Raw genomic sequence first — 26,399 nt, forward strand, 5'->3', positions numbered from 1 at the left:
GCCCAACGCTCGCGAAGCGTTGGGCCACAACGGGATACCACGCATTCGGTTCTTCGAAGGCCTCCCGAATCGACCCGCCCAGTCCCTACTCCGCGCGCAGCCCCTCGATCTGCGGCGGGGTCCAGCCGCTGACCCGCATGAACGTCTTGATCGCCGCGCTGCTCGGGGCGAGCCGCGCGGCGGTGTCGCGCAGCGCGACCGCGACCGGATGGGCCAGGAACGGGCCGAAACGCCCGGCCCAGTACGAGGCCCGCGCGATCTGCTGGGTGCGGGGGCGGCGCTCGGTGTCGTAGTGCGTCAGGGCCTCGGCCACGTCGTCGAACCGCGCGCAGGCGGCGACCAGCACGACGGCGTCTTCGAGCGCCTGGCAGCCGCCTTGGCCGAGGTGCGGGGTCATGGCGTGCGCGGCGTCGCCGAGCAGCACCACGCTCCCGTTCGCGTACGACTTAAGCCGGCCGCCCAGGTGCCGGATGTCGTTGCGCAGCACCGCTTCCGCCGGGGTGCCGTCGATCAGCTCCGGGATCGGCGGGTGCCAGGACGCGAACTGCTCCCGGAGGTACGCGCGCTCGTCGGGGTTGCGGGCGCCTTCTGGTGCGGGCATCGCGACGTACCAGTACATCCGGCCGTCCACCAACGGCACGATGCCGAACTCCCGGCCCCGCCCCCAGCTCACCCCGATCTCGGTCAGGTCCCGGCGCTCGCAGATGGCGCGCCACGCGGCGAAGCCGGTGTAGCGGGGGCGCGGCGCGTCCGGCCAGTACCGCGCCCGGACCTGGCTGTTGATGCCGTCGGCGCCGACGACGAGATCGGCGGGCGGCAGGTCCAGTCCCGGCACCGCGCCGTCCCGGCCGACGGCGGTCACGTGGACGCCGGTGTGCAGGCAATCCGCCGGGAGCTCGTCCAGCAGCATCCGGTGCAGCTGGGCCCGGTGCACCCCGAGCATCGGCCTGCCGAGCTCCCGCTCGATCTCCGCGCCGTCCAGCCGGCTCAGCCACCGGCCGTCGCTGGAGCGCATCCCGGCGGACTCCTGCGGCTTCCCCAGCTCCCGGACCCGCTCGCCGAACCCGAGCGCCTCCAACGCGCGCAATGCGTTGGGCCACAGCGTGATCCCCGCCCCGATCGCGCCGATCTCGGCGGCCTGCTCGACCACCGCCACCCGCCAGCCGATCCGGTGCAGGCCGACCGCCGCGGCCAGCCCGCCGATCCCCGCACCGATCACAGTCGCGCTTCGCACCACCTCACGCTACGCCACGCACCCGCGCGGCCGTTGCCGATCCGGCAACGCTGCCTTGTCTTTTCGCTGCTGGTCATGCGGCGTCCCGCGTGGTTGAGTTTGCGAATCCAGATAGCGCATCCGGCACGGAAAACCCTTGGTGCGCAAGTGAATTCGGGGAGGACATCGCGGTGAGCCGGGAAGTGGCGGTCGAGCGGGCGACGCAGTACTACGACTCCGGCGCGTTCCGCACGGACCTCGCGCGCCGGGTCGCCTTCCGCACCGAGAGCCAGGACCCGCAGCGCGCCGACGTGCTGCGGCAGTACCTCGCCGAGGAGATCACGCCCGCCGTCGAACGGCTCGGCTGCACCGTGCGCATCGTCGACAACCCGGTGCCCGGCGGCGGACCGTTCCTGATCGCCCACCGGCACGAGGACGACGCCCTGCCCACGCTGCTCACCTACGGTCACGGCGACGTCGTGCTGGGGCACGACGCGCAGTGGCGCGACGGGCTGGACCCGTGGCGGATCACCGTCGAGGGCGACCGCTGGTACGGCCGCGGCACCGCGGACAACAAGGGCCAGCACACCATCAACCTCGCCGCGCTGGAGCAGGTGCTCGAAGCCCGCGGCGGCAGGCTCGGCTTCAACCTCAAGATCCTGCTCGACATGGGCGAGGAGACCGGATCGCCGGGTCTGAGCGAGGTCTGCGCGGACCTCGCCGACGATCTCGCCGCCGACCTGCTCATCGCCTCGGACGGCTGCCGGCTCTCGGCGCAGCGTCCGACGCTGTTCCTCGGTTCGCGCGGCGCCGTCAACTTCTCGCTGCGCGTGAACCTGCGCGACAGCGCCTACCACTCCGGCAACTGGGGCGGCCTGCTGAGCAACCCCGCCAGCATCCTGGCCAACGCGCTGGCCAGCATGATCGACCCCCGGGGGGCCGTGCGGGTGGAGGGCCTGCGGCCCGCGCCGATCCCGGAATCGGTGCGGGCCGCACTGGCCGACATCACCGTAGACGGCGGCCCGGGCTCCCCCGAGATCGACGCCGACTGGGGCGAGCCGGGGCTGACGCCGAGCGAACGCGTCTTCGGCTGGAACACCCTGGAGGTGCTGGCGTTCACCGCGGGCACCCCGCAGGCGCCGGTCAACGCCATCCCCGGCAGCGCCGAGGCGCACTGCCAGCTCCGGTTCGTCGTCGGCACCGACTGGCAGGACGTCGAGCGGATCGTGCGCGCCCACCTCGACGACCACGGCTTCTCGATGATCGACGTCGAGGTCACCAGCAGCGTCGCCGCCACCCGGCTGGACCCGGCGGACGAATGGGTCCGCTGGGCGCTGGAGTCGCTGCGGCGCACCACCGACGCCAAACCGGCGCTGTTGCCGAACCTGGGCGGCACCCTGCCCAACGACGCCTTCGCCGACGTGCTCGGGCTCCCCACGATCTGGGTCCCGCACTCCTATCCCGCCTGCGCCCAGCACGCCCCGAACGAGCACCTGCTGGGCACCGTCGCACGCGAGGCGCTGGCGATCATGGCCGGCCTGTTCTGGGACCTCGGCGGGCTCGACCGCTGACCCGCTCGGCTCGTGGCGATTTCGCGCGAAATCGCCCACCGCCCCGCACGGATACCGCTGATTTCGCGCGAAATCGCGCTCCTGCCTGAAGACCTGGAGACCGTGATGGCCACTTCCACCGCGGCGGCGACGCCGCACAAACCGTTCCGGGTGATCGCGGCCGCCTCGATCGGCAACGCGCTCGAGTGGTACGACATCGCGGTCTACGCGATCTTCGCGACGGTCCTGTCGAAGGTGTTCTTCCCGGCGCAGGACGAGACGGTGTCGCTGCTGCTGACGCTGGGCACCTTCGGCGTCTCGTTCCTGATCCGGCCGATCGGCGCGGTGGTGCTCGGCGCCTACGCCGACCGCGCCGGGCGCAAGGCATCGCTGACGCTGTCGATCCGGCTGATGGTGCTGGGCACCGCGATCATCTGCCTGATGCCCTCGTACGAGACGGTCGGCCTGGTCGCGCCGATCGGCATCCTGCTGGCCCGGCTGATCCAGGGCTTCTCGGCGGGCGGCGAGTTCGGCAGCGCCACCGCCTTCATGGTCGAGCATATGCCGGGCCGGCGCGGGTTCGTGGCCAGCTGGCAGTTCGCCAGCCAGGGCCTGAGCACGCTGGTGTCGGCCGGGATGGGCGTGCTGCTGACCGCCACGCTGAGCCCGGAGCAGCTGGAGTCGTGGGGCTGGCGGATCCCGTTCGCGGTCGGCCTGCTGGTCGGCCCGGTGGGCTACTACATCCGGCGGTTCGTCGACGAGGCGCCGGAGTTCACCGCTACGCGGACCGCCGAACCGCATTCGCCGGTGCGCACCGTGCTGCGCACCCAGAAGGTCCGGATCCTGCTGGTCGTCGGCGCGCTGCTGGTCTCCACGGTGCTCAACTACACGATCACCTACATGCCGACCTACGCGATCAAGCAGCTAGGCCTGCCCGCGTCGACCAGCTTCGCGGCCACCCTGGTCACCGGCGTCGTGCTGACCGTGGTGACGCCGCTGGCCGGGCACCTGTCGGACAAGATCGGCCGGGTGAAGCTGATGGGCGTGTTCGCCGCGCTGATCCTGCTGCTGATCTACCCGATCTTCGCGACGCTGGTGGCGTTCCCCGGATTCGGCGTGATGGTCGGCATGATGCTGCTGATCGGGCTGCTGAAGGCCTGCTACTTCGGGGCGCTGCCGGCGCTGATGTCCGAGCTGTTCCCCACCGAGACCCGGGCGACCGGCATGTCGATCGGCTACAACATCGGGGTGAGCGTGTTCGGCGGGTTCACGCCGTTCATCAGCACGTGGCTGATCGGCCTCACCGGCACCAGCCTGGCCCCGAGCTTCTACCTGATGTTCGCGGCAGCGGCGAGCCTCCTCAGCCTGCTGGTGATCCGCCGCCGCCTCGGCCTCCGCTGACGCGCGTTGCGTGTGGCCGTCGAGCCGTGCGTACTTTGTGTTGCTATAGCAGCACAAAGTGCGCACGGCCCCGGACCCGCAGCCTGAGCTGCTGGAGCGGCCGCTCGCGAGGTCATTTGCGCAGGAGGCGTTCTCGGAGGGTTGTCAGGGTGTTCCGGGTTTCCACGGCTTGGGTTTCGTGGAGGGTCGCCACCCCGTGGACGAGGAGGTCCGTCAGGGTCAGCGCCGAGGTCGATTCGGCCGCGACCCGGCCCGCTCCGCCCGCCGCGTAGAGCGCCACGTCCAGTTGCGGGGCGAACTGCTTGGCCAGGCGGCGTTCCGAGATCAGGATCCGGCGCGCGCCGACCACCTGGGCGTGGTCGAGCAGCACCTCCAGCTCCGGCAGGGCGCGCCCCGGCAGGTAGATCACGACGACGTCGTCGCGGCCCAGCGGCAGCAGGTCGTCGGCCAGCCGGAAGCCGGTGCTGCCGACGAACCGGGCCCGCCGCCCGAGCCGGTTCAGCCGCAGCGCCAGGTGCCGCGCGCCGAGTTCCGAGCCGCCGACCCCGAACGCCATCACCTCGCGCGCGTGGGACAGCAGGCTCACCGCCGTCCGCACGTCTTCGAGCTTCAGCGCAGCCAGGGTGTTCTCCAGCTCGTCGCGGGCCTCGGTGAACACCGTGGCCATCGCCCGCTCCAGGTCCGGGCCGATGCTGGCCAGCCGCTGCTCCAGCCGGGTCGCCGGCGCCACCGTGGTCACCAGCGCTCGCCCGGCTTCGCGCTTGAGCTCCGGCAGCCCGCTGTAGCCGAGCTTGCGCGCGGTGCGGACCACCGTCGCGTCGCTGGTGCCGGTGTGCTGGCCCAGTTCTTCGGCGGTGGCGAAGACCAGTTGCTCCTGCGGCATGTTCAGCAGGTAGCGCGCCACCTTCTGCTCCGCGCGGGACAACCCGTCGAGGCGCTCCTGCACCCTCGCGCGGAGGTCTTCGGCCGCTACCTCTCCTGAAGTGTTCGCTTCAAGTCTTGACTTATCCGTCATCCTCACTACATTTCTTGTAGCAGTCACGCCCGTCACATGTTTCCTGTAGCGAATACTACAGCGCTTGGTGAGAGACCGGATGAACAACTTGACACTTCCCACCGTGGAACTCCGCGGCACCGCACGGGAACGGGGCCGCCAGTACGGCGAGTTCGCCCGGGCCCAGATCGACCGCGCCCTCGCCTACTACTCCGACGCGTTCGGCAAGTCGACCGGCCTGACCTGGCAGCAGGTCACCGCCCGCGTCGACGAGCTCCGCCCCGGCTGCGAACGATTCGCCCCCGACCTGGTCGAGGAGATGACCGGCATCGCCGAAGGCGCCGGGGTCGGCTTCACCGACGTCCTGGCGCTCAACGCGCGCGGCGAGCTCATCCGGGACAGCCTGCCCGCCACCGACGAGGAAGCCGACGGCTGCTCGTCGTTCGCGCTGCTGTCCGAGGCCAGCGGCGACGGCCACGTCTATTGTGGACAGAACTGGGACTGGCGGCACGGCATCAAGGACACCATCGTGGTGGCCCGCATCGTGCAGCCGCCGAAGCCGACCGTGGTGATGCACCTGGAGGCCGGGCAGGTCGGCCGCCAGGGCGCCAACTCCGCCGGCCTCGCGCTCAACGCCAACGGTCTGGGCGGGAACTTCGGCGCCACCCGCGGCGTCCCGCAGACCCTCATCCGCCGCAAGGTGCTCGACTCGTCGAGCATGCACGAGGCGCTGGAGGTGCTCAGCAAGGCCGACCAGCAGATCGCCAGCAACGCGCTGCTGACGCACCGCGACGACTTCGCCATCGACGTCGAGACGACACCCAAGGCGCACGGCTGGATGTACCCCGAGGACGGGGTCCTGGTGCACGGCAACCACTACCAGGCATTCATCCCGCCGCAGCTGGCCGCCGACTACCGGCCCCGGCCGGTGGACTCCCTGTTCCGCGTGCCCCGCATCCGCACCGGGCTGCGCCAGGCGCGCACCGCGTCCGGCGGCGATGCCGTGCGCAAGGCCATCAAGGACGCCTTCTCCGATCACTTCGGCTACCCGGAATCGGTGTGCACCCATCCCGACGAGCGCACCGACGAGATCCGCCAGTGGTCGACCGTGCTGCACAACTGCATCGACCTCACCGCGGGCGAGTACTACGTGGCGGCGGGCAACCCGTGCACCGAGGAGTACCAGCTGCTGCCGTGGAACCTCTACGACGGACCGGGCGGTGACGGCTGATGCGAAGATGCCTCGCCCTGCTCTCCGTCGGGCTGCTGGCCGGCTGCGGAAGTTCGGCGCAGCTCGGCGCGGTCCGGCTGGTGCCGAACACGCCGCCGGCGGTCGCGCCGGCCGGCGACATCACCTGGTTCCTGGACGCCGAGCCGCTCACCCTCGACACCGACTACCACGGCTCCACCACCGAGGACACCGTGGTGGCCAACCTCTGCGACCGCCTCTACCAGCTGCAACCGGACCTCACCGTCCGCCCGTGGCTGGTCGAGGAACCGGCGATGCCGGACCCGGCGACGTTCGTCTACCGGGTCCGCGACGGGGTCCGGTTCCACGACGGCAGCACGGTCACCGCCGAGGACGTCGCGTTCAGCCTGCGGCGGCACGCCGAAGACGGCAACGACGAGTCCGACGAGTTCGGCGACGTCGAGTCCATCGACGTCACCGGCCCGATGGAAGTGACCGTGCGGCTGGAAGAACCGGACGCGCAGTTCAAGTACCGGATGGCCGGCGACGCCGGGATCGTCCTCAACGCCGACGTGGTGAACCGGCTCGGTCAGGACTTCGGCAGCCCGGGCCGGCCCGACGCGTGCAGCGGCCCGTACTACCTGGACCGCTGGGACGCCGGGGCGGGCCTGACGATCAAGCGGTTCCCGGACTACTGGCACCCCGAGCTCCGGCCGCTGACCGAGAGCATCCGGTTCGTCTGGGGCGACGAGTGGGCGGCCGTCAACAGCCTGCGCACCGGCGCCGCCGACGGCGCCTACCTCGACGACCCGAGCATGGCACCGGCGCTGAGCACCAGCCCGGAGCTGTCCCTCCACTTCGGACTCACCACGTCGGCGTGGCAGCTCATCCCGACCGGCCGCGGGCCGATGGCGGACGTCCGGCTGCGCACCGCGCTGTCGCTGTCGCTGGACCGCCAGGGCATGGCCGAGGCGGCGTTCCGCGGCGCCGCCGAGCCGTGGAAGCTGCCGGTCGGCGCGGGCACGTTCGGCACCGGGAAGGAGCTGTTCGAGCAGGCCTACCAGCAGATCCGCGACGTCCCGGTCCGCCCCGGCGAGCAGGACCTGGCGCGCGCCCGCGAGCTCGTGCGGGAGGCGGGGCCGCCTGCGGAGCCGATCGTGGTGGCCAACGACGGCACCGCGGTGGGCAACGTGCTGGCCAACGGTGTCCGCGACGCCGGGCTGAAGCTGGGGCTGCCGGTGGAGATCCGCACCGTGCCGCCCGCCCAGTTCTCGGAGCTGTTCGCGTCGCCGGAGGCGCGGGCGGGCGTCGATCTGATCGTCAACGACTGGTACCTGTCCAAGCCCGACGGGCTGGGCATGTACGACAACGTGCTGCCCGACAGCGTCAACAACTACCTCGGCTTCCGCGACGAGCAGTACGAGAGCACCTTCGCCTCGGCCGCGGCCACCTACGACGACCTGCAACGCGCCCGGCAGGTCATCCGGCTGCAGGACGAGTACCTCGGGCACATGCTGTCCATCCCACTGGTGATGGCCCCGACGACGCTGGCGATGAGCAACCGGCTCACCGGCGCGCCGGTCTCCAGCGCCTACCTGACCTATCCGTGGGCGGCCGATCTCGGGAGGCGGTCTTGATCGCGCTGTTGCGTTGGCTCGGCCAGGTGGTGATCACGCTGCTGGTCGCGTCGTTCCTGATCTTCGCCGCGATGTACCTGGCGCCCGGTGACCCGGCGACGGTGCTGGCCGGCGGCGCGGAGAACGCCGGCGAGGAGACGCTGGCCGCGATCCGCGCGGAGTACCACCTGGACCAGCCGTTCCTGGTGCAGTACGTGCTGTGGCTCGGCGGCGTGGTGCGCGGCGACCTCGGCCGGTCGTTCGTCTACGGGCAGGACGTCGGCTTCCTGATCGCCACCCGGCTGGAGACCACGGTGTGGCTGGCGCTGTACGCGGCGGTGCTGACCATCGCGATCGGCGTGCTGCTCGGCTCGCTGTCGGCGGTGCGCCGCGGGCCGCTGGACTCGGTGGTGTCGGCCGCGACGGCCATGCTGGCCGGGATCCCGCCGTTCGTCGCGGCCGTCGGGCTGATCGCCGCGTTCGGCGTCGGGCTGGCCTGGTTCCCGGTGACCGGCGCCGGCGAGGGCGTCCTCGGCAGGCTGCACCACCTGACGCTGCCCGCCGTTTCCCTGGCGGTGGTGTCGCTGGCGACCATCACCCGGGTCACCCGGCAGTCCATGGTGGACATCCTGGTGCAGGACCACGTCCGGGTCGCCCGCACCCGCGGCATCCCGGAGCGGCTGGTGATCGGCAGGCACGTGCTGCGCAACGCGGTCGGCCCGATCGCCACGATGGCGGGCATGATCACCGCGAGCCTGCTGGCGGGAACGGTGGTGGTGGAGTCCGTGTTCGGGCTCAGCGGCGTGGGATCGCTGCTGGTCAACGCCATCAACACGAAGGACTTCCCGGTCACGCAGGCGGTCCTGCTGTGCATGGTGCTGGCGTACGTGGTGACGACCGGGCTGACCGAACTGGTGCAGCACCTCGCCGACCCGCGGCTGCGGCGGGCCCGGCGCGCGGGTGTCCCACGACAGGCAGGAGCGGCGGCATGACACTGTCCGGATCACTCGTCGCCGACGCCGCGGTCGCGTCCGGGCGGCGGCGCAACGGCCCGCTGTTCTGGGGCGCCGCAAGCGTTCTCGCGGTCCTCGGGCTGGCCGCGCTGGCCGCGCCGCTGATCGCGCCCTACGACCCGACGGCCACCGATTTCGACTCGATCCTCGCCCCGCCGGGCCTCGAGCACCTGCTGGGCACCGACCAGCTCGGCCGCGACATCCTGTCCCGCATCCTGCACGGCGCCCGCACCAGCCTGATCGCACCGCTGGGCGTCCTGGCCATCGCGCTGCTCCTCGGCCCGGTGCTGGGCGTCGTCGCGGCGTGGCGCGGCGGCTGGCTGGACGCGGTGGTCTCCCGCGCGACCGATGCGCTGATCGCCTTCCCCGGCCTGCTGTTCGCGGTGCTGACCATCGCGGTGCTCGGCACCGGTGTCGCCGCGTCGGTGCTGGCCCTGGGCCTGGCGTACTTCCCCGCGGTCGCCAAGATCACCCGCAGCGCCGCGCGGGCCGAGCGGCAGCGCCCGTACATCGAGGCGTACCGGGTGCAGGGCATGGGCGGCGCGGCGATCTGCCTGACCCGGCTGCTGCCCCGGGTGATGCCGATCGTGCTCGGCTACGCGGTGGTGCTCTTCGGCGACGTGCTGATGGCGCTGGCGAGCCTGAGCTACCTCGGCTTCGGCTCGCAGCCGCCGTCGTCGGACTGGGGCCTGATGGTCGCCGAGGGCCAGTTCGCGATGCTCGAAGGCGCGATGGCCCCGACGCTGGTGCCCGGCGCGATGATCGCGATCGCGGTGGTGGCGTTCAACATCGTCGGCGTGCGGATCGCCGACCGGCTCGGCAGGGTGGAGCACTCATGAGCCTGGCAGAACTGCGGGATCTGACCGTCGGGTTCCCCGGCAGGCCGATCCTGCGCGGCATCGACCTGCGCGTCGAGGCGGGCGAGGTCGTCGGGCTGGTCGGCGAGTCCGGTTCCGGCAAGTCCACCGCCGCGATGAGCATCGCGGGCGCGCTGCCGGCCTCGGCCGCGGTGTCCGGACAGATCACAGTGGACGGCCGGGACGTGCTGGGCATGTCCCCGGCGGAGCTGCGGGAGCTGCGGACCCGCAAGGTCGGCGTGGTGCAGCAGGAACCGCGCGCGGCCTTCAACCCGGTGCGCCCCGTCGGGCACTTCCTGACCGAGCAGCTGCGCACGAATCTCGGCTGGTCCGGGCAGGATGCCCGCGACCGGGTGGTGGGCCTGATGCGCGAGTGCGGGCTGCGGGAACCCGGCGCCATGCTTGCGCGGTACCCCCACGAGTTCTCCGGCGGCATGCTGCAGCGGCTGGTCATCGCCGCGGCCCTCGCACCGGAGCCGGAGCTGCTGGTCGCGGACGAGGCGACCAGCGCCCTGGACGTCACCACGCAGGCCGAGATCATCGGGATCCTGAGCCGGGCACGCGCCGATCGGGGGCTCGGGATCCTCTTCATCACCCACGACCTGCCGCTGGCGGCGGCGTTCTGCGATCGCGTGGTGGTCCTGCGCTCCGGCGAGGTGGTCGAGGAGCAGGGCGCGCGCGAGCTGTTCGCCGCGCCCAAATCCGCCTACGCCGCGGAACTGCTCGCCGCCGTCCCGGTGCTGGACGAGGACGGAGTCGACGCATGACGCTCGAAGTGACCGGTCTGCGCAAGTCGTTCGGCCCGACCCGCGCGGTCGACGACGTGTCGCTGGCCGTGCCCGATGGCGGATCGCTGGGCCTGGTGGGCGAATCCGGTTCCGGCAAGAGCACGATCGCCCGCATCCTGGCCGGCCTGGAACGACCCGACGGCGGCGAGATCACCTTGGACGGCGCGCCGGTCGCCACGCGCCCGCGCACCCGCCGGGCTCGGCTGGCCAGGGCGAAGGCCATCCAGCTGGTGTTCCAGGACCCGTACCTCTCGCTCGACCCGGCCGTCCCCATCGGCCGCTGCCTCGACGCGGTGCTCCGCCTGCACGGCTGGTCGGACCGGGCCGCCCGGCACGCCCGCGTCGGCGAGCTGCTCGACCAGGTCGGCCTGGACGCATCGAAAAGGCATGCGCTGCCGCGGGAACTCAGCGGCGGCCAGCGACAACGCGTGGCGATCGCGCGGGCCGTCGCGGTGCGGCCGAAGCTGCTGATCCTCGACGAAGCGGTGTCCGCGCTGGACGTTTCGGTGCAGGCGCAGATCCTGCGGCTGCTGGCCGAGCTGCGGCGCGAGACCGGCACGGCCCAGCTGTTCATCAGCCACGACCTGGCCGTCGTCAACGAGGTCACCGACACGATCGCCGTGCTGCTGCGCGGCCGCCTCGTGGAAAGCGGCACCACCCGCGATGTCCTGCGCGCGCCGGAGCATCCGTACGTGCAGCTGCTCAAGGACTCGGTGCCCAGGCCGGGCTGGAACCCGGCGGCCATCGCCGCACGCCGCGCCGAACTCCCGGAGCTGGCTGGCTGATTTCGCGGCGGCTGTCGGTCCCGGCCGGTATAAAGGATGGCCGGTGCTCCGCGAGTCGCCGATTCCGCAGATCAAATGCCGTGAGCGTTCCGGGGTGCCATGACGCCCCGGAACGCTCACGGGCGCGTGCCTGCGGAAGCGGTGCCGCGGGGCATCCGGAACCAATGCCTTTCGCACGGTTGGAGAAGCAGCGCAGCATGAGCCCGGATCCGTCCGAACGCATCAACTCCGAAACCGCCGAGCCCCGGCGGGCCGCCGACAGCCACGACCTGATCGAAGTCCGCGGGGCGCGGGAGAACAACCTCCGCGACGTCTCGCTGGACATCCCCAAGCGGCGGCTCACGGTGTTCACCGGTGTCTCCGGTTCCGGCAAGTCCTCGCTGGTGTTCGGCACCATCGCGGCCGAGTCCCGGCGGCTGATCAACGAGACCTACACGGCGTTCATCCAGTCGTTCATGCCCAGCCTCGGCCGGCCGGACGTGGACTCGCTGCGCAACCTGAGCACCGCGATCGTCGTCGACCAGGAGCGGATGGGCGCCAATTCCCGCTCCACGGTCGGCACCGCCACCGACACGCACACGATGCTGCGCCTCCTGTTCAGCCGCCTCGGCACCCCGCACGTCGGCACCGCGACGGCGTTCAGCTTCAACAGCCCGGAAGGCATGTGCCCGGAGTGCGAGGGACTGGGGCACGTCTCGACGATCGACGTCGACGAGCTCGTCGACAAGGACCGCTCGCTCAACGAAGGCGCGATCACCGCCCCCGGTTTCGCGGTGGACTCCTGGTACTGGCAGGTGATCGCCGGCTCCGGGCTGTTCGACCCCGACGTCAAGCTGCGGGACTTCACGCCCCAGCAGTGGGAGGACTTCCTCCACAAACCGGCCACCAAGATCAAGCACGCCACCATCAACACCACCTACGAGGGCCTGCTGGTCAAGGTGCAGCGGGTCTACCTCGCCAAGGACCGCGAGGCGATGCAGCCGCACATCCGGGCGTTCGTGGACCGCGCGGTGGTGTTCGCCGACTGCCCGGCCTGCGGCGGTGCCCGGCTGAACCCGGCCGCGCTGGGGGCCAAGATCGACGGACGCAGCATCGCCGACTGCTCGGCGATGCAGATCAACGACCTGGCCGAGTTCGTCCGCGGCATCAGCGACGAATCGGTGGCGCCGCTGCTGGAGGCGCTGCGCGACACGCTGGATTCGCTGGTCGAGATCGGCCTGGGCTACCTGAGCCTGGACCGCGAGTCCGGGACGCTCTCCGGCGGCGAGGCGCAGCGGGTGAAGATGGTGCGGCACCTCGGTTCGAGCCTCACCGACGTGACCTACGTCTTCGACGAGCCGACGGTGGGCCTGCACCCGCACGACATCCAGCGGATGAACGACCTGCTGATCCGCTTGCGGGACAAGGGGAACACGGTGCTCGTCGTGGAGCACAAACCGGAGACGATCGAGATCGCCGACCACGTGGTGGATCTCGGGCCGGGCGCGGGCACCGCCGGCGGGCAGGTGTGCTTCGCCGGCGACCTGGCGGGCCTGCGGCGCTCGGACACCCTGACGGGACGGCACCTGGACCACCGGGCCCGGCTGCGCGAGGAGGTCCGCAAGCCGACCGGCCACCTGTCGATCACCGGCGCCGACGCGCACAACCTGAAGAACGTCGACGTGGACATCCCGCTGGGCGTGCTGACCGTGGTCACCGGCGTCGCCGGGTCGGGCAAGAGCTCGCTGATCCACGGTTCGCTGCCCCGCCGCGACGGCGTGGTCGTGGTGGACCAGGCCCCGATCCGCGGTTCGCGGCGCAGCAACCCGGCCACCTACACCGGCCTGCTCGACCCGATCCGCACGGCCTTCGCCAAGGCCAACGGCGTCAAGGCGAGCCTGTTCAGCGCGAACTCCGAGGGCGCCTGCCCGAACTGCAAGGGCATCGGGCTGGTCTACACGGACCTGGCGATGATGGCCGGCGTCGCGACGGTCTGCGAGAAGTGCGAGGGCAAGCGGTTCACCGCCGAGGTGCTGGCCCACAAGCTGCGCGGCAAGGACATCAGCGAGGTCCTGGGCATGTCGGTGGCGCAGGCGCACGAGTTCTTCACCGCGGGCTCGGCGCGCGCGATCCTCGGCCGGCTCGTGGACGTCGGCCTGGGATACGTCCGCCTCGGCCAGCCGCTGACCACGCTGTCCGGCGGCGAGCGGCAGCGCCTGAAGCTCGCGATCCACATGGCGGAGAAGGCGTCGGTCTACGTCCTCGACGAACCGACCACGGGCCTGCACCTGGCCGACGTGGACCAGCTGCTCGCGCTCCTGGACCGGCTGGTGGACGACGGCGGCACGGTGATCGCCATCGAGCACCACCAGGCGGTGATGGCGCACGCGGACCACCTGATCGACCTCGGTCCCGGCGCGGGCCACGACGGCGGCCGGATCGTCTTCACCGGCACCCCGGCCGAGCTGGTGGCGACCGGCGATTCCCTGACGGCCCAGCACCTCCGCAAGTACGTCGGCGCGAACTAGAACCGCGGGAGGGGCACCGTGAACGGCTCGGCGCCCCTCCCCCCGGTGTGGTCGTCGTCACCGATGAGTTTCTGCGGCGCGCGTGGTCGTCCCCAGCACCAAGAGTTCAGGAGGAACCCGCGTGACCCAGCTGCTGAGAGTGCAGAACTTCAACGTTTCGCTCGACGGATTCGGTGCCGGTGAAGGCCAGAGCCTCGAGAAGCCGTTCGGCCATGCCGACCCCACGGCCATGTTCAGCTGGGGCGGTGCCACGGCCAGCTGGCCCACCCGGACCGATCCCGGTGGCAGCCGCGGGCTCGACGACTACTTCACGCGGGACTTCGCCCGCAACATCGGCGCCGAGATCATGGGCCGCGGCAAGTTCGGCCCGCAGCGCGGCCCCTGGGAGAACCACGACTGGCTGGGCTGGTGGGGCGACGAACCCCCGTTCCACACCCCGGTTTTCGTGCTGACCCACCACGTGCGCCCGTCGTTCACCCTGTCCGACACCACGTTCCACTTCGTGAACGGCGATCCGGCCACGGTCCTCGAACAGGCGCGGGAAGCGGCACAGGGCAAGGACGTCCGGCTCGGCGGCGGAGCCACCACCATCCGGCAGTTCCTCGACGCCGACCTCGTCGACACCATGCACGTGGCGGTCTCGCAGGTGGAGCTGGGATCCGGGTCGAAGCTCTGGGAGTCGCCCGACGAGCTGCGCGACCGGTTCCACCTGGAGATCGTGCCCAGCCCGAGCGGCGTAACCCACCACCTGTTCTGGCGGAAGTGACGCGAGCCGGGCCCGGTGGTGAACGATCACCACCGGGCCCGGCTCGCTCTGCGGCGGATCAGGCCGTGACGACCTGACGGGGCTTGGTGAGGTCCCAGCGGTGCCGGGTCAGCACCACCGGCACGCCTTCGCCGCGGGCCTCCGCCGCGAACACCTCCGCCCGCGCCCGGCGCCACCAGACCACCGTCCGGAACGCGCCGAACAGCAGCATCGCCACCAGCGCCAGCATCGCCACCCGGTACTCCGAGCCACCCGGCATGTCCTGCGCCAGGTCCAGCACCAGGCCCACGAACAGCACGCCGAGCGCCGTCGCGGAGTGGCCTCCCGCGTTCGCCACGCCGGTCGCGGTGCCGACCCGGGACACCGGGTTGTAGTCCCGCACCAGGGCGAACGCCACCGCCGAAACCGGGCCGCCCAGGGCGAAGACCAGGAACGCCGTCGCGATCACCACCAGCGGCGGGCGGCCTTCCGGCCAGCCCAGCAGCACCACCCAGGACAGGGCGTTGAGCACCAGGTAGCCCAGCACGATCCACATCCGGCACTCCGGGCGGCTGCCGATCAGCGCGCCCACCACGGGACCGCCGACGACCTGCCCGATGATCAGCAGGCTGAGCATCACGCTCGCCGTCGCCGCCGGCACGCCCAGCCCGTTGACCAGGTACGGGAAGCCCCACAGCAGGGTCAGCGCGCCCGAGACGAACATCGTGCAGAAGTGCGCCCAGAACGCCAGCCGCGTGCCCGGCACCGACCAGGCCTCGCGCACCTGCTGGAACACCGCACCGCCGCTGCGCGCCTGCGCACCGCCGAGCGAAGCGTCCCGCACGACCGTCGAGGTCACCGCCGCGTAAGCCAGCGTCAACGCGCCCACCAGCAGGAACGTCGCCGTCCAGCCCATGTTCTGCAACGCCAGCGCGAGCGGGAACGTGGCCGCAACGCCACCCAGCGCCCCCAGCGCGCTGGACACCGTTGCGACCAGTGCGTAGCGGCGGGCGGAGAAGTGCGCCGCCACCAGCCGCAGGATGCTGACCCACATCAGCGCGTCGCCGAGGCCCAGCACCGCGCGGGCGAGCAGGCCCATCGAGTAGGAATCGGCGAGGGCGAAGAGCATCTGCCCCGTGCCCAACAACAACACCGCTACGGTGATCACCTTCCGGGAACCGAAGCGGTCCACCAGCAATCCGGTGGGAATCTGCATGCCGGCGTAGATGCCGACCTGCAGGACCGTGAACGCGCTCAGCGCGGCCGGACCGACGTCGAACCGGTCGAGCGCCTGCGTTCCGGCGACCCCCAAGCTGCCCCTGTGAAATACCGCGGCGAGATAGGCGATCACCGCCGCGCTCCAGATCCACCATGCCCGACTCTCCGGTCGGTCGGCAGCCACGAAAGACCTCCTTGTTCAGTTCTGTGCAGCGAAAGTCGAAACCAAGATCATCGATGATCGATCGTTCACCGGGTTTGTCGTCGCGGGCCGACGCGGAGTTACGGGAAACGCACGTGCACTGCACCACACTTCGCGCCCGCGTCCGTTTTCCCCGCCACGACCGGAAACCCGAACATCCATCCACTATGGACGGACGTCGTGGAGTGTCCCCCAGTTTCAATTGAAACTTGCGGACCACCCCACGGGGCCCCGTGCGCGGTTTCAATTGAAACCGCACGAGAGATCGGGTCAGAGCTCGGCGGCGACTTCGTCGAGCAGCCCGACCAGGCCCGCCAGCGCGGGGTTCTGGTCGTCCTCGCGCCACACCAGCGCCAGCGGGACCGACGGGGCGTCGTGCACCGGCACCAGCACCACGCCGGGAACCTTCAGGTGCCCGGCGGTCATCGGGACCAGGCTGACGCCCGAACCGGCGCCCACCAAGGACAGGATCGTGTGGGTGTCCGGCGCTTCCTGCACGAAGTTCGGGCTGTAGCCGCGCTGCAGGCACGCCGCCTGCACCAGCTGGTTGACCACCGAACCGCGGTTGGTCGGGTAGCTGATGAACGACTCGCCCCGCAGGTCGTCCAGTCCCACCCGCCACTCGCCGGCCAGCCGGTGCCCGTCCGGCAGCGCCACCGCCAGCGGGTGCTGCTCCAGCTCCCGCACGCACAGACCCTCGGTCGGCACCGGCAGCCGCAGCAGCCCGGCGTCGACCTCGTGCTGGTTGATCTGGTCCACCAGCTCGCCGCCGTAGAGCGGGCTGAGGATGTCGAAGCGCACGTTCGGGTAGCGCTCGCGGAACTTCCGCACGATCAGCAGCATCACCCGGTACGACGTCTGGCCGCTGAAGCCCAGCCGCACCACGCCGATCTCGCCCGCGGCCGCCTGCCGCGCCAGCCGGGGCGCGGCCTCGGCGGACTGCAGCGTCTTGCGCGCCTCGCGCAGGAACGCCTCCCCCGCCGCGGTCAGCGCCACCTGCCGCGTGGTGCGGCGCAGCAGCGCCACCCCGACCTCGTGCTCCAGGCGCTTGATCTGTTGCGACAGCGGTGGCTGGGACATGTGCAGCCGCACCGCGGCCCGCCGGAAGTTCAGCTCCTCCGCCACGGCGACGAATGCCTGCAGGTGGCGTAGCTCCACCGCTCCAACCTCCCGACCACGAGCACCTTTGCCCAGGTCAGCGCGGATTATGTCGCGCGACCGAATCAAACCTACCCGAATTTGGTGTTAGACGGAACACACCCGCTGACCTAGCGTCGAGGAACCGCGTTCGCGATGCGGCGGGCGCCGGGCCCCGGCCGCCGCATCGGCGAATCCTGCGGTGTCCCAACGGGTTTCGACTCGCCGAGCAGCGCGGCGGGTGCCCGCGTCGAGACGGAGCCAAGTGCGATGAGACGGCTTTCAGAGCAAGAAAGAATGGGGCGCAAGGCCGGGATCGCCTCGTTCGTCGGCACCAGCATCGAGTGGTACGACTTCTACATCTACGGCACCGCGTCCGCGCTGGTGTTCGGCAAGCTGTTCTTCCCGGTCGTGACGCCCGCGATCGGCGTCCTGGTCTCGTTCGCGACGTTCTGGGTCGGGTTCCTGGCCCGGCCGCTGGGCGGCATCATCTTCGGCCACCTCGGTGACCGGGTCGGCCGCAAGAAGGCCCTGATCATCACGCTGCTGCTGATGGGTTTCACCACCGTCGGGATCGGCCTGCTGCCCACCTACGCCACCATCGGCATCGCGGCGCCGATCCTGCTGGTGCTGCTGCGCGTCGTGCAGGGCCTGGCGGTCGGCGGCGAGTGGGGCGGCGCGGTGCTGATCGCGACCGAGCACGCGCCCAAGGGCCGCAGCATCATCTCCGGCTCGTGGGCGCAGCAGGGCTCGCCGTCCGGGCAGATCCTCTCCTCGCTGGCCTTCACCCTCGTCTCGCAGCTGCCCGACGAGTCGTTCTACAGCTGGGGCTGGCGGGTCCCGTTCCTGGCCTCGGCGGTGCTGGTGGCGCTGGGGCTGGTGATCCGGCTGAGCATCGAGGAGTCGCCGCAGCTCGCCAAGCTCAAGGAGACCGGGCAGACCGCGAAGTTCCCGCTGCTGGACACCTTCCGGCACCACACCGGGCTGGTGGTCCTCGGCGTCTTCGCCTGCGCGATCGTCTTCTCCGCCTCGTACTTCAAGAACACCTTCGCGGTGTCGTGGGCGACCAACGAGCTCGGCTTCCAGCGCGAGACGTTCATGACCGTGGTGCTCATCGCCAGCATCACCCAGTTCTTCGTGCAGCCCTTCGGGGCGGTGCTGGCCAGCAAGTACGGCGTCCGCAAGATCGTCACCATCCTGCTCGTCGCCGAGCTGCCGGTGATGCCGCTGATGTTCCTGCTGATCAGCACCGGCAGCTTCGCCTGGTCGGTGGTCGGCATGATGCTGGCGACCCTCCCGCACGTGATGTTCTACTCGATCCTCGCCGGCGTGCTGGCCGACGCGTTCCCGGCCCGCGTGCGCTACACCGCCATCTCGCTGTCCTACGGCCTGGCCGGGACGCTGCTGGGCGGCACCACCCCGATGATCGGCCAGCTGCTGCTGACCGCCTCCGGCTCGATCCTGCCGGTAATCGGCTGGGCGCTGGTGACCGTGCTGATGTCGCTGATCGGCGTCCGAATCCTGTTGACCCGGTCCGCGCAGCGCGCGGACCAAGAAGCCGCCGAGCCCGCCGTGGCCGGCTCGTGACGAGGTGAGGAGAACGATGGACCCGAACGTGTTCGACGACGTGCTGCGCACGGTGCGCGACTTCGTCCGCAACGAGGTGGTGCCCGCCGAGGACGAGATCGACGAGACGAACGCGATTCCGCAGCGGGTGCGCGAGACCGCCGCCGAGATGGGGCTCTTCGGCTTCGCGCTGCCCGAGGAGTACGGCGGGCTGGGCCTGTCGATGAGCGAGGACGTCCGGCTGGCGATGGAGCTGGGCTACACGGTTCCGGCGTTCCGCTCGATGTTCGGCACCAACAACGGCATCGCCGGGCAGGTGATCGTCAAGTACGGCACGGAGAAGCAGAAGCAGGCGTGGCTGCCGCGGCTGGCCGCCGGGGAGGCGATCGCGTCGTTCGTGCTGACCGAGGACGGCGCGGGTTCGGACCCGAGCTCGGTGCGCACCAAGGCCGTGCGCGACGGCGACCAGTACGTGATCTCGGGTGCCAAGCGGTTCATCACCAACGCGCCGCAGGCCGACCTGCTCGTCGTGTTCGCCCGCACCGACCAGGAAGCCGAGGCGCACAAGGGCATTTCGGTGTTCCTCGTCGAGACCGGCCTGGACGGGGTCCGGATCGGGCCGCCGAACGCGAAGATGGGCCAGGCCGGGGCGCACACCGCCGAGGTGTTCTTCGACGACGTGCGCGTGCCGGCCGAGGCGATCGTCGGCGGCCAGGAGGGCACCGGGTTCGCCGCGGCGATGTCATCGCTGACCCGCGGCCGCCTGCACATCGCGGCGATCTGCGTGGGGCTGGCGGGCCGGATCGTCGAGGAGTCGGTGCGCTACGCCGCCGAAGCCGAGCAGGGCGGCAAGCCGATCAGCCGGTTCCAGCTGGTGCAGGCGCTGCTGGCCGAGTCGCAGGCCGAGCTGTACGCGGGCCGGTCGATGGTCCTGGAGGCCGCCCGGGAGTACGACTCGGGCGCGGACACCCGGCTGGCGCCGTCGTGCGCGAAGTTGTTCTGCAGCGAGATGGTCTCCCGCGTCGCCGACCGCGCGGTGCAGGTGCACGGCGGCTCCGGCTACATGCGCGGCGTCCCGGTGGAGCGCTTCTACCGCGACTCGCGGGTGTTCCGGATCTACGAGGGCACCAGCGAGATCCAGAAGCTGATCATCGCGAAGCAACTGCTCCGCCAGATCTCCTGACCCGGTTCCCCGCAATTTCAATGGAAATCGAAGGTCCGATTTCCATTGAAATTGCGGCACCACCGGTCACGGATCCGGCCGAACGCGAACGCCATTCGTTTCTCTTTGCTAGGAGGACTCTGTGGGCGCCGTCGACAACACGGCCATCCAGCGACTGCTGCATCCCCGATCGATCGCCATCCTGGGCGCCTCGGACAACCCGATCAAGTTGTCCGGCCGGCCCATCGAGCTGATGAAGCGGTTCGGCTACACCGGCCGGTTGCTGCCGATCAACGCGCGGCGCTCCGAGGTGCAGGGCCTGCCGGCCTTCCGCAGCCTCGACGACATCGACGGCGACATCGACCTGGCGATGGTGATGCTGCCCGCCGACAAGGTCGTCGACGGGGTGCGGGACTGCGCCAAGCGCGGCATCCCGGCGGCCATCGTCGGCGCCTCCGGCTTCGCGGAAGTCGGCGGGCGCGGCGAGGCGCTGCAGCAGCAGCTGCAGGACGTCATCGCCGAGACCGGCATCCGCGTGCTGGGCCCGAACTGCCTGGGCATGTTCAGCCTGCGGGACCGCGCGCTGCCCACGTTCACCTCGGCGATGGACGACGGCGGCGAGCTGCGGGAGGGCCCGGTGTCCTTCGTCAGCCAGAGCGGCGCGTTCGGCACCTTCATCTTCAGCGCGGCGCAGGCCGCCGGGCTGGGCATCTCGCACTTCCTGAACACCGGCAACGAGGCCGACCTGTCGGTGGCCGAGGTGCTCGGCGGGCTGGTGGAGACCGACGAGACCAAGGTGCTGATGGCCTACCTCGAAGGCGTGCACCACGGCAGCGAGCTGCTGCAGGTGGCCCGCCGGGCGCACGAGCTGGACAAGCCGATCCTGGCGGTGAAGGTCGGCCGCTCGGAGGCCGGTGCGCGCGCCGCGCAGTCGCACACCGCGTCGCTGGCCGGCGAGGACGCCGTGTTCGACGGCGCGACCCGCCAGCACGGCATCGTCCGGCTGGACGGGATGGAACAGCTGCTGGACGCCGGCCTGGTGTTCGCCGACGGCAGGCGCACCCGCGGCAGGCGGCTGAGCACGCTGTCGCTCTCCGGCGGCGCCGGGGTGCTGATGGCAGACCAGGCCAGCAGCAACGGCCTCCAGGTGCAGCCGTGGGACGAGGCGTGGCAGCGGCGGATGGCCGAGGTCATCCCGCCGTTCGGTTCGCCGCGCAACCCGGTCGACCTGACCGCCACGCTGATCAGCGACCCGGGCATGCTGCGCCGCGCCCTGGAGATCACCGTCGAACACCCCGGCACCGACATGATCGCGGTGCTGCTGGGCAACTCCGACAACGCGTCCGGGCCGCTGATCGACGCGATCGAGCAGGCCTACCGCTCCACCGACCGGCCGCTGGTGGTGGTGTGGACCGGCGGCAGCGGGCGGCCGCGCCGGCGGCTGCAGGACCTGGGCATCCCGTGCTTCACCGACCCCGGCCGGGCGGCGGCGGCGCTGGGGAAGCTGGCCGACTTCAGCCTGCGGCCGCCGCTGCCGGCGGCCGAGCGCCCGGCCGACATCGACGACCAGGTGGTCCGCGGGATCCTCCGGGACGCCCGGCGGCAGTGCCGAGCCCAGCTCAACGAGTACGAGTCGAGCCGGCTGATCGCCGCCTACGGCGTGCCGTGCTCGGGGGCGTTCCCGGCCGATGACCCGGACGCGGCGGTGGCCGCCGCGCGGGACCTGGGCGGTCCAGTGGCGGTCAAGTTGCTGTCCGACCACATCGGGCACAAGTCCGACATCGGCGGGGTGCGGCTGGGCCTGACCGGTGACGCGACGATCCGCACCGCCGCCGCGGAACTGCTGGACATCGCGCGGGAGGCCGGCGATCCGGCGGCGCGGCTGCTGGTGCAGCGGATGGCCGGCGGCGACACCGAGCTCATCGTGGGCATCAAGCGCGACCCGGCGTTCGGGCCGGTGGTGGTCGTCGGGTTCGGCGGCGTGCTGGTGGAGGTCCTCGCCGACAGCCAGATCGGCGTGGCCCCCCTGGACGCCGCCGCGTCGAAGCGCCTGCTGACCTCCCTGCGCGGCAGCCGCCTCTTCGGCGAGGTCCGCGGCAAACCCGCGCGGGACCTCGACGCCGCGGCGGACGTGGTCGCCCGGGTGTCCTGGCTGGCCCACGACCTGGCGGATGACATCGCGGAGCTCGACGTGAACCCGCTGCTGCTGGACCAGGTGGGCAAGGGCGTCGTCGCGGTGGACTGCCTGGCGGTGCTGACCCGACCCGAGGCGTGAGTGGTGCCGCAATTTCAATGAGGTTTTTCCAACCTCGTTTTGGGTGGCGGTGCGGGTGGCGGAACCTCAGCGTCCGCCTGGACTGTGGGTGCCCCTCCTGATGTATGCCAATACACGGCGGAGGGGCCGTCCTCGCCAGGCGAACGCTGAGAACCCGCGGCGGTGCAAGCGTCGTAGGTGGGCTATGCGCCTGCGGCGCATGCGACACCCATCTACGTGCGGCGTTGCGACCCGCGGCTGCGGACCGACCAGGATGAAAAAGGCTCAATGGAAATCGAACCTCTGATTTCAATGGAAATTGCGGACCGGAACGGCGCGGAGAACCAAGGAAGGTATGGAGATGAGTGAAGTGACGCCCCCGGCCGGGGCGGCGCCCGAGGCGGTGTTCCGCGACGGCCTGACGGCCGGTGAGCTGCGGTTCCAGCGCTGCCGCAAGTGCGCGGCGGCGGTGTTCCAGCCGCGCGTGCTGTGCCCGGCGTGCGGCAGCGATGACCTGGGCTGGCAGCGCAGCAACGGCCTCGGGACCGTCTACTCGACGACCGCGGTGCGCGGGCGGGAGGGGATGCACAACGTCTCGTTGATCGACCTCGACGAGGGCTTCCGGATGATGTCGCGCGTCGACGACGTCGACGCCGATCAGGTCGTCATCGGCACCCGCGTCGGGTTCACCACGGTCGAGCAGGACGGGGCGCCGGTCGCGGTGTTCCGGAAGGAGTTGCTGTCATGACGTTGCGCGGCACCACGGCGGTCGTCGGCGTTGCCGAGTCGGACCTCGGCCAGGTCGCGCCGGGCCTGACCCCGCTGGACCTGGTCGGGCAGGCGACAGTGCGGGCGCTGGCCGACGCGGGCATCCAGAAGTCCGAAGTGGACGGACTGTTCACCGCGTCGTCCTACTACCCGATGTCGGGCATGGACACCGCCGAATACCTCGGCATCCGGCCGAAGTACGTCGACGGGTCGACGATCGGCGGCAGCTCGTTCGTCTCGCACCTGCTGCACGCCGCGGCGGCGATCAACGCCGGGGTGATCTCGACCGCGCTGATCGTGTACGGCAGCACCCAGCGTTCCGATGGCGGCCGGTTGGTGTCGCCGTCGAAGGCGAACCCGTTCGAGGCGCCGTACCGCGCGCGGCACCCCATCAGCATGTACGCGATGGCGACGGCGCGGCACATGCACCAGTACGGCACCACCCGCGAGCAGCTGGCGGACGTGGCGGTCGCGGCGCGGCAGTGGGCGCAGCTGAACCCGGTGGCGTTCGCCCGCGACCCGCTGACCCGCGAGGACGTGCTGGCCGCGCGGATGATCAGCGACCCGCTGACCAAGCTGGACTGCTGCCTGGTCACCGACGGCGGCGGCGCGGTGGTGCTCACCAGCGCCGAACGCGCCCGGCAGCTGCCCGGCAAGCCGGTGTTCCTGCTCGGCGCGGGCGAGGCGACCTCGCACCGCAGCATCTCGGCGATGCCCGACCTGACGGTCACCGCGGCCGCCGAATCGGGCGGCCGCGCCTTCGCGATGGCCGGGCTGTCCCCGCAGGACGTCGACGTGGTCGAGCTCTACGACGCGTTCACCATCAACCCGGTCCTGTTCCTGGAAGACCTCGGGTTCTGCGAGAAGGGCGAAGGCGGCGCGTTCGTCGCCGAGGGCCGGATCGCGCCGGGCGGAAAGCTGCCGGTGAACACCAACGGCGGCGGGCTGTCGTACTGCCACCCCGGCATGTACGGCATCTTCACCATCATCGAGGCGGTGCGGCAGCTGCGCGGCGGATGCGGAGCCCGGCAGATCGAAGGCGCCGACGTCGCGCTGGCCCACGGCAACGGCGGCGTGCTCTCCAGCCAGGTCACGGCGATCTTCGGCACCGAACACACCCTGTGAACAACCGGCCACAGTAGACGGTCCGGGACTTCCCGCAGTTTCAATTGAAACTGTGCGGGTGCACGGCACGTCCGGGCGTATCGGGGGGACGCCCGGACGTGCCCCACCGGTATGGGACAGCATTAGGAGGATTTGCAGATGTTGCAGGACAAGGTGGCCGTCATCACCGGCGGCGCCAAGGGCATCGGGTTCGCCATCGCGGAGAACTTCGTCGCCCGGGGCGCGAAGGTCGTGCTCGCCGACATCAACGCCGACCACGCCCAGGAATCCGCGGACAAGCTCGGCGGCAAGGGCACCGCGCTCGGCGTGGCCTGCGACGTCACCGACCCGGACGCCGTGCGGGCGGCGATCGAGGCGGCCACCGGCGAGTTCGGCTCGCTGGACGTCATGGTGAACAACGCCGGCATCACCCGCGACGCGACCATGCGCAAGATGACCCTCGACGACTTCGAGGCGGTCCTCGACGTGCACGTCAAGGGCGCCTGGCTGGGCACCCGCGCCGCGGCCGCGGTCATGCGCGAGCAGGGCAGCGGCTCGATCGTGAACATCTCGTCGATCTCCGGCAAGGTCGGCATGATCGGCCAGACCAACTACAGCGCCGCCAAAGCGGGCATCGTCGGTCTGACCAAGGCCGCCGCCAAGGAGGTCGCGCACCTGGGCGTGCGGGTCAACGCGGTCCAGCCGGGCCTGATCCGCACCGACATGACGGCGGCGTTGCGCGAGGACGTGTGGAACGCCAAGCTCAAGGAGATCCCGATGCAGCGCGCGGGCGAGCCGGAAGAGGTCGCCGACGTGGTGCTGTTCCTGGCCTCCGACATGTCGTCGTACATGACCGGCTGCGTCCTGGAGATCACCGGCGGCCGCCACATCTGACGCCGCACACCGACGAAAGGCGCCGCCTCCTGCGCGAGGCGGCGCCTTTCGCTGCTCAGCCGCGCAGCGCGGCCGCGAATCGAGGAGCCCGCGCGCGAGTTCTTCGGCCCCTTCAGCGAGCGCTTCAACGCCCTGGTCGCGCAGTACCCAGCGGAGCAGCTGGAACAGTTCGAGAGCTTCCTCGACCAGCTGTGCGCCACGATGGGCGAACTGCCGGACGCGGCGGAGTAGTCGCGGGTCAGTCGCGGGGCGCTTCGTCGACGTCGGCGAGTTCGGCGAGGATCGCGCTGGTGTGCTGGCCGACCTCGGGGATCGGATCCATGCGCGGCTCCCGGCCCGCGACGGTCACCGGCGGCAGCAGGGTGCGCAGCGGCCCGGCGGGCGAGTCGACCTCGCGCCACCGGTCGCGGGCGGCCAGCTGCGGGTGGTCGGCGAACTCCGCCATCGTGCGCATCCGCGCGTTGGCGATGCCGACCTCCTCCAGGCGGGCTTCGATGTCCGCGCTGCTCAGCTTCGCGAACACGGCCTCGATGACCGCCTTCAGCTCGGCGACGTTCTCGACGCGCTTGGGGTTGGCGTCGAACCGGGGATCGGCGGCCAGTTCCGGCCGGTCGAGCACCTGCTCGCAGAACTTCACCCACTCCCGCTCGTTCTGCACGCCGAGGAACACCTGCGCCCCGTCACCGGCCGCGAACGGGCCGTACGGCGCGATGGCCGCGTGCCGCGCGCCGGCCCGCTTCGGCGCGGTGCCGCCGTATGCCGCGTAGTAGTACGGAAAACCCATCCACTCGCCCAGCGCGTCGAACAGCGAGACCTCGAACGCCGTTCCCTTCCCGGTGCGTTCGCGCTCGTACAGCGCGGTGAGCACGCCGCTGTAGGCGTACATGCCGCCGGCGATGTCCGCCGTGGAGATCCCCGTCTTGGCCGGTTCGGCCTCGCTGCCGGTGATGGAAACGAGCCCCGTCTCGCACTGGATCAGCAGGTCGTAGGCCTTCTTGTCGCGGTAGGGACCGGAGCTGCCGTAGCCGGAGAGGTCGCAGACGATCAGCCGCGGATGCTTCGCCGTCAGCTCGGCCGCCCCGAGCCCGAGCCGCGCCGCCGCACCGGGCGCGAGGTTCTGCACGAACACGTCCGCGGTCGCCAGGAGCTTGTCCATGATCAGCCGGTCGGCCAGTTCCTTCAGGTCGAGCGCGATGCTCTCCTTGTTCCGGTTGAGCCAGACGAAGTGGCTGGCCAGGCCCTTCACCGAGGCGTCGTAGCCGCGGGCGAAGTCGCCCGTCGGGCGCTCGACCTTGATCACCCGGGCGCCCAGGTCGGCCAGTTGCCGGGTCGCGAACGGGGCGGCGACGGCCTGCTCCAGCGACACCACGGTCACGCCTTCCAGCGGAAGCATCGACCCTCCAGGCGAGTATTTGTACGGCCAATTGCTCGCCAAC

General features: G+C 70.9%; 21 protein-coding genes. 16 read left to right on the top strand and 5 right to left on the bottom strand.

All coding sequences use genetic code 11. From position 1 onward, the window contains the following. Positions 1-85 precede the first annotated feature (85 nt). Positions 86-1,234, bottom strand: a complete 1,149-nt coding sequence (locus tag AC07EQ_RS09450; RefSeq protein WP_478387546.1) for an FAD-dependent monooxygenase — start codon at positions 1,232-1,234, stop codon at positions 86-88. A gap of 170 nt (positions 1,235-1,404) precedes the next feature. Between AC07EQ_RS09450 and AC07EQ_RS09455 the strand changes: the two genes are divergently transcribed. Both AC07EQ_RS09455 and AC07EQ_RS09460 read left to right on the top strand, forming a co-directional pair. Continuing rightward, positions 1,405-2,784 carry a M20 family metallopeptidase gene (locus tag AC07EQ_RS09455; protein WP_478387547.1) on the top strand — a complete coding sequence of 460 codons (1,380 nt, stop codon included), beginning with the start codon at positions 1,405-1,407 and terminating at the stop codon, positions 2,782-2,784. A 105-nt stretch (positions 2,785-2,889) separates the two neighbouring features. Beyond that, complete coding sequence (locus tag AC07EQ_RS09460) at positions 2,890-4,164, top strand: MFS transporter (RefSeq protein ID WP_478387548.1); 1,275 nt, start codon at positions 2,890-2,892, stop codon at positions 4,162-4,164. 112 nt (positions 4,165-4,276) lie between these two features. Here the strand turns inward: AC07EQ_RS09460 and AC07EQ_RS09465 are convergent, their stop codons facing one another. Beyond that, entirely contained in the window at positions 4,277-5,179 is a 903-nt protein-coding gene (locus AC07EQ_RS09465; RefSeq protein ID WP_478387549.1) for a MurR/RpiR family transcriptional regulator, read from the bottom strand. A 79-nt stretch (positions 5,180-5,258) separates the two neighbouring features. On the opposite strand from AC07EQ_RS09465, the gene AC07EQ_RS09470 reads away from it, so the two are divergent. The 8 genes from AC07EQ_RS09470 to AC07EQ_RS09505 all read left to right on the top strand — a co-directional run bounded on the left by AC07EQ_RS09470 (position 5,259) and on the right by AC07EQ_RS09505 (position 14,679). Then, positions 5,259-6,389 carry a C45 family autoproteolytic acyltransferase/hydolase gene (locus AC07EQ_RS09470; protein ID WP_478387550.1) on the top strand — a complete coding sequence of 377 codons (1,131 nt, stop codon included), beginning with the start codon at positions 5,259-5,261 and terminating at the stop codon, positions 6,387-6,389. Next, positions 6,389-7,984 (top strand): ABC transporter substrate-binding protein, encoded by a 1,596-nt coding sequence (locus AC07EQ_RS09475; protein ID WP_478387551.1) that lies wholly within the window; start codon positions 6,389-6,391, stop codon positions 7,982-7,984. The genes AC07EQ_RS09470 and AC07EQ_RS09475 overlap by 1 nt, the downstream gene beginning before the upstream one ends. After that, positions 7,981-8,955: an ABC transporter permease gene (locus AC07EQ_RS09480; protein WP_478387552.1), complete on the top strand. Its 975-nt coding sequence runs from the start codon at positions 7,981-7,983 to the stop codon at positions 8,953-8,955. The genes AC07EQ_RS09475 and AC07EQ_RS09480 overlap by 4 nt, the downstream gene beginning before the upstream one ends. Next, the gene (locus AC07EQ_RS09485) at positions 8,952-9,815 is read left to right on the top strand and encodes an ABC transporter permease (RefSeq protein ID WP_478387553.1); all 864 of its coding nucleotides are present in this window, start codon (positions 8,952-8,954) and stop codon (positions 9,813-9,815) included. Before AC07EQ_RS09480 ends, AC07EQ_RS09485 begins: the two co-directional genes overlap by 4 nt. After that, complete coding sequence (locus tag AC07EQ_RS09490) at positions 9,812-10,600, top strand: ABC transporter ATP-binding protein (protein ID WP_478387554.1); 789 nt, start codon at positions 9,812-9,814, stop codon at positions 10,598-10,600. The genes AC07EQ_RS09485 and AC07EQ_RS09490 overlap by 4 nt, the downstream gene beginning before the upstream one ends. Further along, complete coding sequence (locus AC07EQ_RS09495) at positions 10,597-11,406, top strand: ABC transporter ATP-binding protein (RefSeq protein ID WP_478387555.1); 810 nt, start codon at positions 10,597-10,599, stop codon at positions 11,404-11,406. Before AC07EQ_RS09490 ends, AC07EQ_RS09495 begins: the two co-directional genes overlap by 4 nt. Before the next feature lie 197 nt (positions 11,407-11,603). Continuing rightward, on the top strand, positions 11,604-13,913 hold the full coding sequence (locus AC07EQ_RS09500; protein WP_478387556.1) for an ATP-binding cassette domain-containing protein: 2,310 nt from the start codon (positions 11,604-11,606) through the stop codon (positions 13,911-13,913). A gap of 121 nt (positions 13,914-14,034) precedes the next feature. Continuing rightward, positions 14,035-14,679 carry a dihydrofolate reductase family protein gene (locus AC07EQ_RS09505; protein ID WP_478387557.1) on the top strand — a complete coding sequence of 215 codons (645 nt, stop codon included), beginning with the start codon at positions 14,035-14,037 and terminating at the stop codon, positions 14,677-14,679. A gap of 58 nt (positions 14,680-14,737) precedes the next feature. Here AC07EQ_RS09505 and AC07EQ_RS09510 read toward each other — a convergent pair whose 3' ends face one another. Beyond that, the gene (locus AC07EQ_RS09510; protein ID WP_478387558.1) at positions 14,738-16,060 is read right to left on the bottom strand and encodes an MFS transporter; all 1,323 of its coding nucleotides are present in this window, start codon (positions 16,058-16,060) and stop codon (positions 14,738-14,740) included. A 288-nt stretch (positions 16,061-16,348) separates the two neighbouring features. Then, positions 16,349-17,236, bottom strand: a complete 888-nt coding sequence (locus tag AC07EQ_RS09515) for a LysR substrate-binding domain-containing protein (protein ID WP_478387559.1) — start codon at positions 17,234-17,236, stop codon at positions 16,349-16,351. Positions 17,237-17,512: 276 nt separating this feature from the next. Between AC07EQ_RS09515 and AC07EQ_RS09520 the strand changes: the two genes are divergently transcribed. From AC07EQ_RS09520 to fabG, 6 genes are all read left to right on the top strand, one after another. Beyond that, positions 17,513-18,802, top strand: a complete 1,290-nt coding sequence (locus AC07EQ_RS09520) for an MFS transporter (protein WP_478387560.1) — start codon at positions 17,513-17,515, stop codon at positions 18,800-18,802. Positions 18,803-18,818: 16 nt separating this feature from the next. Continuing rightward, complete coding sequence (locus AC07EQ_RS09525) at positions 18,819-19,964, top strand: acyl-CoA dehydrogenase family protein (protein WP_478387561.1); 1,146 nt, start codon at positions 18,819-18,821, stop codon at positions 19,962-19,964. 121 nt (positions 19,965-20,085) lie between these two features. After that, a complete protein-coding gene (locus AC07EQ_RS09530; protein ID WP_478387562.1) occupies positions 20,086-22,218 on the top strand; it encodes an acetate--CoA ligase family protein in 2,133 nt (710 codons plus the stop codon). 340 nt (positions 22,219-22,558) lie between these two features. Then, positions 22,559-22,945: a Zn-ribbon domain-containing OB-fold protein gene (locus AC07EQ_RS09535; protein ID WP_478387563.1), complete on the top strand. Its 387-nt coding sequence runs from the start codon at positions 22,559-22,561 to the stop codon at positions 22,943-22,945. Continuing rightward, positions 22,942-24,090: a thiolase gene (locus AC07EQ_RS09540; RefSeq protein ID WP_478387564.1), complete on the top strand. Its 1,149-nt coding sequence runs from the start codon at positions 22,942-22,944 to the stop codon at positions 24,088-24,090. The genes AC07EQ_RS09535 and AC07EQ_RS09540 overlap by 4 nt, the downstream gene beginning before the upstream one ends. Positions 24,091-24,228: 138 nt before the next feature. Next, a complete protein-coding gene (gene fabG / locus AC07EQ_RS09545) occupies positions 24,229-24,963 on the top strand; it encodes a 3-oxoacyl-ACP reductase FabG (protein ID WP_478387565.1) in 735 nt (244 codons plus the stop codon). 238 nt (positions 24,964-25,201) lie between these two features. On the opposite strand, the gene AC07EQ_RS09550 is transcribed toward fabG, so the two are convergent. Continuing rightward, positions 25,202-26,356, bottom strand: a complete 1,155-nt coding sequence (locus tag AC07EQ_RS09550) for a CaiB/BaiF CoA transferase family protein (protein ID WP_478387566.1) — start codon at positions 26,354-26,356, stop codon at positions 25,202-25,204. Positions 26,357-26,399 lie beyond the last annotated feature (43 nt).

This window comes from Saccharopolyspora sp. NPDC045839 (genome assembly GCF_056431645.1).